The organism is Moorena sp. SIO3H5, assembly GCF_010692395.1.
Lineage (GTDB): Bacteria > Cyanobacteriota > Cyanobacteriia > Cyanobacteriales > Coleofasciculaceae > Moorena.
Map to the genome: position 1 here is coordinate 1 of NZ_JAAHHS010000255.1, position 11,211 is coordinate 11,211.

Sequence of the window (11,211 nt, forward strand, 5' to 3'; positions counted from 1 at the left end):
CATGAGCGACTGCATCAAGACAAGGCTCAACTGTCTTACGGTAACTTCTAACCATGAGCAACTGCCGTGGTTTCCCCCATGAGCGACTGCATCAAGACGGGAGCAGGGAAAAAATACTGTTCACCTCATGAGTACTAAAAACGCTATATTTTTTTTATTAATACTTATTATTTTCAATAAAATTTTACTAAGTTAATTATTAATTTTCAATTAAATATGATTTTAACAAATAAAAAAAATCACGATGACTCTGAGGATGTTCAGGTTTACCAGCACCAGATAAAAACTCCCTATTTAGCTATTTTGGGACATCTGATTTTCTTAATTACACTGACCATCAGTAAACCAGCTTGGTCTGGATGTCACCCCATAGACAGTATTTCCCATCAGCCAGCAGTCAGTTTAGTTTTTAGTGGTACAGAAAACCAAAGTAATACTGATCAGGTAAAACAGCATTGTACTCCTAATTTATATAAAGTTAAAATCGGGAGTAGTGGAGAAGTACTATCTTCCTTTGTTGTTAGTGAGCGCTCATCGGGTTCTAGCTCAACTAAGGTAGTTGACAGGTCACAGACATCTCAAGCTAAACCTGCTTCTGGAGATAATAGTTCAAACTCAGATTCCAACGCTAATGATGGAGACCCGGAACTGGGGGTGCTGCGTTTGCGGCTCCAAGAAAAACCACCGACTCCGCGTAAACCTACAGTATATTTACAGGGTAGAGTCAGTTATTTCAGAAGCGATAATATTTTCGCTGGAGTCGATCCAGTTGATGATGGTTTGTTGAGACCAGGAGTAACCCTATTAGCTGTACCATCCCTCGGACCTGACACTAAGCTAATAACGTCGGTAAGTGGTAATCTGGTGCGTTATGGCGATAGAAGCCAACTTGATTATAATCAACTGAAAGTTAACCTGGGAGTTCGTCAGAAGCTATTAAAAAGAACCTATGGGGAGTTAGGATGGAGCAATCAACAGTTATTCAAGCAAGAGGGAGGCGATCGCTTCGCTCATTATAATTCTCTGTATCTTAGACTCAGCCGACGGGATTGGTTAGCAAAGCACTTAGCCTTAAATACGTCCTATAAGTTAACCCTACGTTTTGCTGATCCAGACACACGCTCTAAGATTAGTAATGTTTTCAGAGCATCTTTAGCCTATTACCCTTACCCCCGATTTAAAGCAGCTCTTAGTTACCAACTTGCTTTATCTGATTATACCGAAAGAGAACGGGATGATGACTATCATCAGTTAGTTGGTCGTGTCAGTTATAATATTTCTAGCAATAGTCAAATTTATCTGTATGGTGGACAAAGCTTTGGTTCTTCCTCCAACTCCAGAATTAATTTTGATGGGACAGTATTTGGTACAGGGATGAGTTTTAATTTACCTCTGTTTTGAGCAATGAAGATTGTATAATATTCCTCAGGGGGTGACAACAAAGCTCAAACCTAGATAGGTTTTAGGTTTTAGGTTTTAGGTGTTGGGTAAAATGAGCGCATCGGAGTTATTTGTATTGCTCTCTATTGAAGCAATTTTTACAAAAATTATCAATGATAGTTTTAATAAATCCATCCCGCAAGGGCAATTTGACCTAACACCTAACCCCTAAAACCTAACCCCTGTAAGATTTTAAAGAGCGCTTGTAACCCCCTGATATAATATTCAGCATTTAAACTAAATATAACCTTTGGCAGTTAAGTTAACGTTACCTAACAATTAACGGGACTTAAACAAACTATTTAGGCGTTTTGCGCCCAAAGCTTGATCTAGTAATAACTAGACCTCAAGGCGATCGCCTCTTTGGCCAGAGATGAAAGAAACTAACCCAAACCTTATACCACCTTGTTTTGAGAGATACTGTCGTCGATAGTAGATACTATTTGTAGCCGGGGGATTGGTATAAAATATTTAAGTATAGAATAATAGCAGAGTGCTTTGGAGGTAGCTTGAGGATGAATTAACAAGCTCAGGGGGTGACAACAAGACCGTGCTCCATCCCTAATAATGTGCAATAGATCCTCTATTTTTACCTAGAGCGAGTAAGGCTAACCAGGAGGGTGTTTAACCCGTCAGGTTAACAAGACACCGCTGGGGATCAGACTTTGTTTATGATGATTTTGGCCTTAATAAAATTTAAGTATTTTAAGCTTCTGTGCCAAACCAAAACCAAAAAAAGACACTTTTAAAAGGCTTGTAATAGAACCGATCTGGATTGATTATTGAAGTACAGTTATGGCAAAAGTTATTATTATTGGCGCAGGTGGAGTTGGCAATGTGGTTGCCCAAAAGTGCGCTCAAGTACAAGAGGTATTCTCGGAGATTCTCCTAGGGAGCAGAACGAAGGAAAAATGTGATGCGATCGCTAAATCTATTGCTCATCCATCCTTAACAACGGTTCAAATTGATGCGGACAAAGTGAGTGAAATGGTTGCACTCATTAAGGATTTTCAGCCTGACATCGTTATCAATGTGGCTTTGCCGTATCAGGACCTGCCGATTATGGACGCATGTCTGGAAACAGGAGTGAATTATCTCGATACTGCTAACTACGAACCTCCTGATCAAGCAAAATTTGAATATAAATGGCAATGGAACTACCATGAACGGTACAAACAAGCTGGGATTATGGCTGTACTGGGATGCGGATTCGATCCTGGAGTAACAGGGATATTTACAGCCTATGCCCTAAAGCACTACTTCGATCAGATTCATTACCTCGATATCGTCGATTGCAACGCAGGGGATCACGGTCGTCCCTTTGCCACCAATTTTAATCCTGAGATTAACATCAGAGAAATTACCCAAAAAGGACGATACTATGAAAACTCCACCTGGGTAGAAGTTGATCCGTTCTCAGTGCATCGCCCAATCAATTATCCTGAGATTGGAGAGAGGGAGTCATACCTCTTGTATCACGAAGAGCTTGAATCCCTCGTCAAGCACATTCCTACCATTAAACGGGCTCGCTTCTGGATGACTTTCTCAGAAAGTTATCTGACACACCTTCGAGTCCTCCAGAACGTGGGATTAACCAGTATTGAGCCCATTGAGTATGAAGGGCATCAGATTGTCCCCTTGCAATTCCTTAAAGCTGTCCTACCTGCGCCATCCTCACTGGGTGAAAATTATCAAGGCAAGACTTCCATTGGGTGCCATATTCAAGGGGTAAAAGACGGAAAACCAAGAACATACTATATATACAATAACTGTGACCACGCAAAAGCTTATGAAGAAGTAGGGGCACAAGCAGTCAGCTATACTACAGGAGTACCGGCAATGCTTGGTGCTTTGCTGGTCGTCACTGGCACATGGAAAGGTGAGGGAGTTTTTAATGTCGAACAACTTGACCCGGATCCTTTTTTGGAAAAGCTTGGAACCTATGGGTTGGAGTGGCATGAGTCAATTAACAACTCACAAGAGTTTTCAGATTAGTAAGTCAGATGACTGATTATTCCACAATCCCTTCCCCCTGCTATGTGCTTGAGTCCGAAAAGCTGATTCAGAATCTTGAGCTAATCGACTCGGTTCAGAAAAGAGCAGGGATTACTATCATTCTTGCTCTGAAGGGGTTTGCCATGTTCAGTGCCTTTCCGATTGTCAAAAAATACTTACAAGGTACTACCGCCAGCTCTCTGTTTGAAGCAATACTAGGGCGAGAAGAATTTGGGGGAGAGCTCCATCTTTATTCTCCTGTTTACCATAAAAATGAATTCCAAGAACTGATTAAAAAGGCAACCCATATTTCTTTTAACTCTCTCCGCCAATGGCAACAATTTAAAGAACAAACTATCTTCGCCCAGATATCACCAGGTCTACGAATTAATCCAGAGTATTCTCCTGTAGAACAGGAAATCTATAATCCCTCGTCTCCCCTGTCTCGTTTGGGAATACGCGCTGAAATATTAGGTGATCAGTTACCCGAAGGCATTGAAGGATTGCATTGCCACAATTTATGTGAAAGCAACTCACAGGCTTTAGCACGTACTTTGGAGCAGATTGAAATGCTCTTTGGGCATCACCTTCCCCATATCAAGTGGCTTAATTTAGGGGGAGGACATCTGATCACCTCTAAAAGCTATGACATCGAACACTTGATCCAAGTGATCACTAGCTTCAAAGCCCGCTATCCTCACTTGGATATTTACATGGAGCCTGGTTCTGCGGTGGCATGGGAAACTGGGTTGCTCCGTGCCACAGTTCTCGATCTGATTGAAACTTCGGGTCCTATGATTGCGATGCTTGACGTATCATTTACAGCTCATATGCCTGATTGTTTGGAGATGCCTTATAAACCTCGAATTAGAGGTGCAAGAGATCCGAAAGAAAAAGAGCCCACATACCGGATGGGAGGTCTTACCTGCCTTGCGGGAGACTTTATGGGAATGGGAGATTATTACTTTGAAACGCCGTTGCAGATTGGTGATACGATTCTCTTTGAAGATATGATTCACTATACGATGGTGAAGACTTCCATGTTTAATGGAGTAAAACATCCAGGGATTGGAATTATCCATCCCGATGGTAGCTTTAACCTGGTCAGAGAATTTGACTACGAAGATTACAAAAATCGATTATCTTAGGCGCTAAAATCACTAGTTGTAACCACTATCCCTATTCAAAATTTTAATGTCTTGATCCCAAGCGCGAGTGGGGAAAACCCCCGTGAGGCCACTGCATCGCTTTGTGACATATGGTATCCTTAGAAAAAACGTAGTCGTTATGAGTTTGTGTTTATGTCCAACTCCCCTGTAGAAAATCTTGTGATCATCGGTTCTGGTCCTGCAGGTTACACAGCAGCGATTTATGCAGCACGAGCTAACCTGAAACCCTTAATGTTTGAAGGCTTTCAAGCTGGGGGAATCCCTGGCGGACAGCTGATGACGACCACAGAAGTAGAAAACTTCCCTGGCTTCCCAGAGGGAATCACCGGACCTCAATTAATGGAACGGATGAAGGCTCAAGCAGAACGCTGGGGCACTGAATGCTATACCGAAGATGTGATCTTTGTAGACTTAAGTCAGCGTCCTTTTACTGTCCGCTCTGAGGAACGGGAAGTAAAAACCCATAGTATTGTGATTGCTACCGGGGCAACAGCGAAACGGTTGCATTTACCCAGCGAAGCTCAGTACTGGAGTAATGGTATCTCAGCTTGTGCCATCTGTGATGGTGCATCTCCCCTTTTCAGTGGTAAGGAAGTGGCGGTAGTCGGGGGTGGTGACTCAGCGGCAGAGGAAGCTGTATATTTGACCAAGTATGGTTCCCATGTGCATCTGCTAGTACGTCGGCATGAGATGCGAGCTAGTAAAACCATGCAAGACCGGGTGTTGAATAATCCCAAAATTACTATTCACTGGAATACTCAGCCAGTGGATGTGTTTGGAGACAATGGTTCGATGACTGGCGTAAGAGTCCAGGATACAGAAACTGGTCAGGAAAAGGATATTTCAGTTCGCGGGATGTTTTACGCTATTGGTCACACTCCTAACACATCCTTGTTTAGAGGACAACTGGAGTTAGATCAGGTGGGTTACATTGTCACTAAATCCGGTTCGGTGGAAACCAGTGTAGACGGAGTCTATGCTGTTGGTGATGTCCAAGACCATGAGTTCCGTCAAGCCATCACTGCGGCTGGGACAGGTTGTATGGGGGCTATGTTAGCAGAACGCTGGCTATCTGCCCAGAACCTAATTCATGAGTATCATCAACAACCGGCATCAGAACAGCCAACGGCTGAAAACCCTGAAGACACTGAAGAAAAAGTAGTAGCTGAGACGGCGGAAACCTTTGATATCAAGGAAACACGCCATCTGGGTGGCTATGCCTTGCGTAAACTATTCCATGAAAGCGATCGCATAATCATGGTCAAGTATATTTCTCCGAATTGTGGGCCTTGTAAGGTTCTCAAGCCCATGCTGGATAAAGTAGTAGATGAGTATAATGGCAAAATTCACTTTGTCGAGATCGATATTGACCAAGACAGAGACATAGCTGAAAATGCTCAAGTGGTGGGAACACCTACCGTACAGTTATTTAAGGACAAAGAGTTCCTAGCGGAATTTAAAGGAATTAAGCAAAAGAGTGAGTATCGTCAAGCCATTGAACGGTATTTACCCACTACTGTTTAAGGGATAGGCAAAAGGCAAAAGGCAAAAGGCAAAAGGCAAAAGGCAAAAGGCAAAAGGCAAAAGGTTCACAAGATTGTTTACCTCATCAGTATGATAAATGCTATCAGTATCAAGGATGAAGGATGACCTCAACCAAACAATCATTCCCCAGCTTTTTGTCTTTTACTAGAGGGCCTAGTCTATCCATCAAACTAATGGTAGCGGGACTAGTGATTACTGGGTGCTTTATCGTAGTAGCCATTTTCGCTCCCACCTTTCAAGCTTGGGGATGGCTACAAGACCCTACTCAGTCCCTCAGTAATCCCATTCATGAACCACCGAGCTGGAATCACTGGTTTGGTACCTCTCGCCAGGGTTATGATGTCTTCTCTCGCACCTGGTTTGGCTCTCAAGCTGCTCTAAAAGTAGTCGTTCTCGCCACCACCCTCAGCCTGATCATTGGTGTCCCTTTGGGTTTAATCAGTGGTTATCTCGGTGGCAGACTCGATCGGGTATTACTGTTTTTAATGGATACGATCTATACCTTGCCAGGACTACTGCTATCGGTGACTTTGGCCTTTGTAGTCGGTAGAGGAGTCTTTAATGCTGCGATCGCATTAAGTATTTCCTATGTCCCCCAATACTATCGAGTAGTCCGGAATCACACCACTAGCGTCAAAACTGAATTGTTCATCGAAGCCGCTCAAGCCCTGGGGGCTTCCCCTGGTCGGATATTATCGCGCTATCTATTTCTGAATGTGATTCAAAGTGTACCAGTTCTATTTACCCTCAATGCCGCTGATGCGATTTTAATCTTGGGAGGACTGGGATTTTTAGGATTAGGATTGCCAGAACAAACCCCAGAGTGGGGTCATGACTTACGTCAAGCCCTCGATGCCTTACCCACTGGCATTTGGTGGACAGCGCTCTTCCCTGGTTTAGCCATGACACTGATGGTGGTAGGATTGTCCTTAGTAGGAGAAGGATTAAGCGAGTTGATTAATCCCCGATTCCGTCAGAAAGGTTGAAAATATATATAGCACTACTGATTTAGATTAGGACATTCCTAAACTCCTAAACGTTAGTCTAGCTGACTTCTGACTTCTGACTTCTGACTTCTGACGCTAAGCGTAGCGCTATAAAACCCTTTTGCCTTTTGCCTTTTGCCTTTTGCCTTAAAATGGCTAAGGACAAATGACTCAGGATGAAGACTAAGGACGAATGACTCAAGCCATAGGCATTGATTTAGGTGGCACTGCGATTAAGTTGGGACGCTTCCGTGAAGATGGAACCGAATTGGAGTCTCTAACAGTAGATACACCCCAACCTGCAACACCAACAGCGGTGATCGAAGCAATAGTAGCAGCAATATCTCGTCTCGATACCAGCGAAGACGTAATTGGTATCGGCCTGGGATTGCCTGGCCCTGCTGATGTTGCTGGTAGAATTGCTAAGGTTGCCATTAACCTAACCGATTGGCACGATGTTCCCCTAGCCGATGAGTTAGAAGCCAAAGTCGGTTATCCCACAATTCTTGCTAATGATGCTAACTGTGCTGGTTTAGGAGAAGCTTGGTTAGGGGCTGGTCGTCGGTTTCGGAATTTGATTCTACTCACCCTAGGCACAGGGGTAGGAGGGGCAATCATTTTCGATGGTCAACTCTTCACAGGTCATCTCGGGTCTGCTGGGGAGTTGGGGTTAATTAATCTATATCCCGAGGGTCCCGAGTGTAATAGTGGTAATCGCGGTTCTCTAGAGCAATACCTTTGCATTAGGGCAATCCGACGCACCAGTGGCAAAGAACCAGCAGAACTGGGTAAATTAGCCCAAGAAGGAAACCAGGAAGCTTTAGAATTTTGGGCAGATTACGGACGCTTATTAGGGATTGGGCTAACTAGTTTTATTTATCCACTGACACCAGAAGCGATTATTATTGGTGGTGGCATCAGTGCTAGTGCCGAATTTTTCTTGCCAACAACTCTAGCAGAAATAGAGCAACGAGTTTTGCCTTCCTCCCGTACTGGTTTAGAGTTACTTAAAGCAGAATTAGGGAATCGAGCTGGAAGGGTAGGAGCAGCACGATTGGCTTGGCAAAAATATGTGAAAAGTAGAATTAAGAATTAAGAATTAAGAATTTAGAATTTAGAATGTAGGGTGTGTTAGGGGCGGGCTTGCCCTAATTTTCCACTTCGAGCGCCAGTATTAGAATAGGCCGCCCCGGATGCTGCTGGCGAAATATAAGTTAACATCCAAAACACTGATTCTGCCGTTGATTAGGTTACAAAACTATAAAATGTTTTTCGATCATTAAACGGAATATCAAGGCTTTCAGCGTGTTAAGAAATGTTTCGCCAACAGCATCGCCCCGTAACGCACCACCAGGTCTCCCCATACCCTATTGATTCTAAAAAACTATGATTGCTAATCCACAGCTTCACCGGATGACTCCGGAAGAATACCTGGAGTGGGAACCGACTCAGGAGATTCGTTACGAGTATAGCGATGGGGAAGTCTTCGCCATGACCGGAGGCTCGAAACCCCACAACCGGATTGCTTTAAATTTGGCTAGTGATCTAAATACTCACCTACAAGACAGTAGCTGTGAGGTTTATATGGTAGATGTGAAGGTAAAAATATCTTCAGTTCGTTCCTACCACTATCCAGATGTAGTAGTAACTTGTGATTCCAGAGATCAAGAGTCTAACCAGTTTATTCAGTACCCCTGTCTGATTGTAGAAGTGCTCTCACCCTCTACAGAGGCATATGACCGGGGCAGTAAGTTTGCCAAATACCGAAAGCTAAAAACCTTGCAGGAGTATGTTCTAATCCAGTCAGAGGCAATAGCAGTAGAGTGTTTTAGGCGTAATCAGCAAGGGTTTTGGGTGCTTTATCCCTATGAAAAAGGGGATACGTTTACCCTCGAAAGTGTCAACTTTTATGTAAGTGTAGAAGCACTCTATCGCGGAGTTAGATTTGATTCTAAATCCTAAACTATATAGCAATTCTACGACTTGTGAGGTACAAATATCTGGGTTTTAGGGAGCAGGGAGCAGGGAGCAGGGAGCAGAGAAGAGGCAAGAGGCAAGAGGCAAGAGCCAATAGTCAAACAATTCTGTGTACCTCATGAGTCCTAGAAACGCTATAAATTTTTTAGGTTCTTCAGTACCTACTATGCTAAATCTATAGTTATAAAAAACCAAAAAGCTTACTGTGTAAGGCTTATGAGGCTATTTAAGAATAAATTTTTATGAATACTGCCCCTTCCTCCTGCTCCCTGCTCCCTGCTCCCTGCTCCCTGCTCCCTTTGGCAAAGTGTTTATTTAGTATAACAAGTACGGAAGAGCCCAAACCTTTCAATTGCTTAAAGGTCAAACATTTTGGCTTCTACTGCATCTGGAAACTGCTCAAGATACTTTTCAAACGCTGTTTTAGCCGGTTTTTGATTGCGCTGATAAGCTGCTTCAGCTTGCATTTCTTCCACAATATCCCACGCCACAGCGCATTCCTCGGATTTTATTCCTTTTTCAGCACAAATAGCGCGAGCACTTTCTATATATTTCTCAATTTGTTCTTCAAAAATAACTTCTTGAGGATTTTCTACAAAATCACTTTTGATGAGAATATCGGTGGTGGAAATAATGCCAATTAATTTCTCTTGAATGATTGGAGCACAGCGAATCCCTGTATTAGCAAACAACCGCGCTACATACTCTACACCAAGATCAGGATTAACGGTAATGCAAGGTTTAGTCATCACCTCATAAACCCTTACCTTTTTGGGATCTTTACCATAAGCAGCCACCTTGTTAACAATATCGGTTGCCGTGACAATGCCATAAGCATCTTGTTCGTAGCGACGCTCAACTATCAGACAAATTAGGCCTTGTTCTTTCATCAAATTCACGGCTTCAGCTACTGTTGCGGAACCACCAATAGTGATTACGTTTGTGGTCATAATATCTGCTGCTTTCATCATGATGCCACCTCTAAAAACAGTAGTAACAATTATCTTTATACTTGCTACATCTAAATAATAGCTTATCTAGGATAAAATTGCTTTGTAGCAAAGTTTTTTTACTTACTTAGTAGTCGGACAAAACTAAAATTAACTGTTGAAATAGGGAGCAGGGAGCAGGGAGCAGGGAGCAGCGATGCAGCGATGCAGCGCTGTTTCCTGTTACCTTTAGTATATGACATCCCGAATACCCCGCTAATTATACTGTTGATAATTTAATTTTTTCCATCCTTGCTCAAGCTGATAACAAGTTAACAAGTGGAGTGAAATATACCTCCGACTTTTTTACCTTGTTCCATCAAACTGTTGAATAGGTCTACAGCTAGTTTAGTATGGCCGATATAATACTCAATTCCGCTTTGACGGAGCAATTGCTCAGTTTCCGGACAGGTTTGTAGCATTAGTTGCATACCACGGGACAAAACGATAAACTCTATACCCTGTGCCAAAATTTCTTCGATATCGGCGGGTTGAATACCGGGCTGATGGCGAGTACCGGTAAGTCTCCAATCCCATTCCTTAGCACCTCCCGGCCATACTTTACAATCTTTAAATTGATAAGTTTCACCGTTATTGGTTACTTCCATACGACCCCAAGAGATATGACTAATTAGGCTTGTCGGAGATTTGTTCATAACTATTGCCCATCTCGTAACTTCCCAAACTCTTACCCCTACTCCCTACTGCTGTAACCTATCGCTTCTATTCTTGTTTGGTTATAGCAGCAATACACTAATACAGTTTATTTAACGGTAGTTTTCTAAAAAGTTACCATCAAATTACCGATTTACTTTCTAACTCATCATACTTACATTATAGGCGTTATTCTTAGTTATTTGGTGAGCTAGGGATGAGATGATTACAAAACTTTGGATTTATATAACTGCTTAAATAAACAACAACTACGTTGTCAAAGTACCAAAAATTTGGGAATCGGGAATCGGGAGTGTGGGGAGGGTTAGGTACTTTCATGGCCTTGATGCACCTTTGAATGAAGAATTCTTAATTCTCCATTCTCCATTCTCCATTCTCCATTCTTAATTCTATATTCTTCCAGCAAGCAATCACAAAACGCCTTCAGTTCCGGAT

The 11,211-nt window shown here is 42.7% G+C and carries 10 protein-coding genes; 7 read left to right on the top strand and 3 right to left on the bottom strand.

Annotation, left to right across the window (positions count from 1 at the left end; genetic code table 11):
* Positions 1 to 216: 216 nt before the first annotated feature.
* The 7 genes from F6K52_RS23840 (at position 217) to F6K52_RS23870 (ending at position 9,097) form a co-directional block, all read left to right on the top strand.
* Positions 217 to 1,401, top strand: a complete 1,185-nt coding sequence (locus F6K52_RS23840) for a hypothetical protein (protein ID WP_293083703.1) — start codon at positions 217 to 219, stop codon at positions 1,399 to 1,401.
* Positions 1,402 to 2,235: 834 nt separating this feature from the next.
* Positions 2,236 to 3,435, top strand: coding sequence for a saccharopine dehydrogenase family protein (locus F6K52_RS23845; RefSeq protein WP_293083705.1), 1,200 nt, complete (start codon positions 2,236 to 2,238; stop codon positions 3,433 to 3,435).
* A gap of 8 nt (positions 3,436 to 3,443) precedes the next feature.
* Positions 3,444 to 4,583, top strand: coding sequence for a carboxynorspermidine decarboxylase (gene nspC, locus F6K52_RS23850; protein WP_293083708.1), 1,140 nt, complete (start codon positions 3,444 to 3,446; stop codon positions 4,581 to 4,583).
* A gap of 153 nt (positions 4,584 to 4,736) precedes the next feature.
* Positions 4,737 to 6,128: a thioredoxin-disulfide reductase gene (gene trxB / locus F6K52_RS23855; RefSeq protein ID WP_293083711.1), complete on the top strand. Its 1,392-nt coding sequence runs from the start codon at positions 4,737 to 4,739 to the stop codon at positions 6,126 to 6,128.
* Positions 6,129 to 6,250: 122 nt separating this feature from the next.
* Positions 6,251 to 7,135 carry an ABC transporter permease gene (locus F6K52_RS23860; protein WP_293083714.1) on the top strand — a complete coding sequence of 295 codons (885 nt, stop codon included), beginning with the start codon at positions 6,251 to 6,253 and terminating at the stop codon, positions 7,133 to 7,135.
* Positions 7,136 to 7,328: 193 nt separating this feature from the next.
* On the top strand, positions 7,329 to 8,231 hold the full coding sequence (locus tag F6K52_RS23865) for an ROK family protein (protein WP_293083717.1): 903 nt from the start codon (positions 7,329 to 7,331) through the stop codon (positions 8,229 to 8,231).
* A 290-nt stretch (positions 8,232 to 8,521) separates the two neighbouring features.
* A complete protein-coding gene (locus F6K52_RS23870) occupies positions 8,522 to 9,097 on the top strand; it encodes a Uma2 family endonuclease (protein ID WP_293083720.1) in 576 nt (191 codons plus the stop codon).
* Between the two features lie 371 nt (positions 9,098 to 9,468).
* Here F6K52_RS23870 and F6K52_RS23875 read toward each other — a convergent pair whose 3' ends face one another.
* The 3 genes from F6K52_RS23875 to F6K52_RS23885 form a co-directional block, all read right to left on the bottom strand.
* Positions 9,469 to 10,083: a CP12 domain-containing protein gene (locus F6K52_RS23875; RefSeq protein WP_293083722.1), complete on the bottom strand. Its 615-nt coding sequence runs from the start codon at positions 10,081 to 10,083 to the stop codon at positions 9,469 to 9,471.
* A 98-nt stretch (positions 10,084 to 10,181) separates the two neighbouring features.
* Positions 10,182 to 10,304 (bottom strand): hypothetical protein, encoded by a 123-nt coding sequence (locus F6K52_RS23880; RefSeq protein ID WP_293083724.1) that lies wholly within the window; start codon positions 10,302 to 10,304, stop codon positions 10,182 to 10,184.
* A gap of 69 nt (positions 10,305 to 10,373) precedes the next feature.
* Positions 10,374 to 10,757: an Mth938-like domain-containing protein gene (locus tag F6K52_RS23885; RefSeq protein WP_293083726.1), complete on the bottom strand. Its 384-nt coding sequence runs from the start codon at positions 10,755 to 10,757 to the stop codon at positions 10,374 to 10,376.
* Between the last annotated feature and the right edge of the window lie 454 nt (positions 10,758 to 11,211).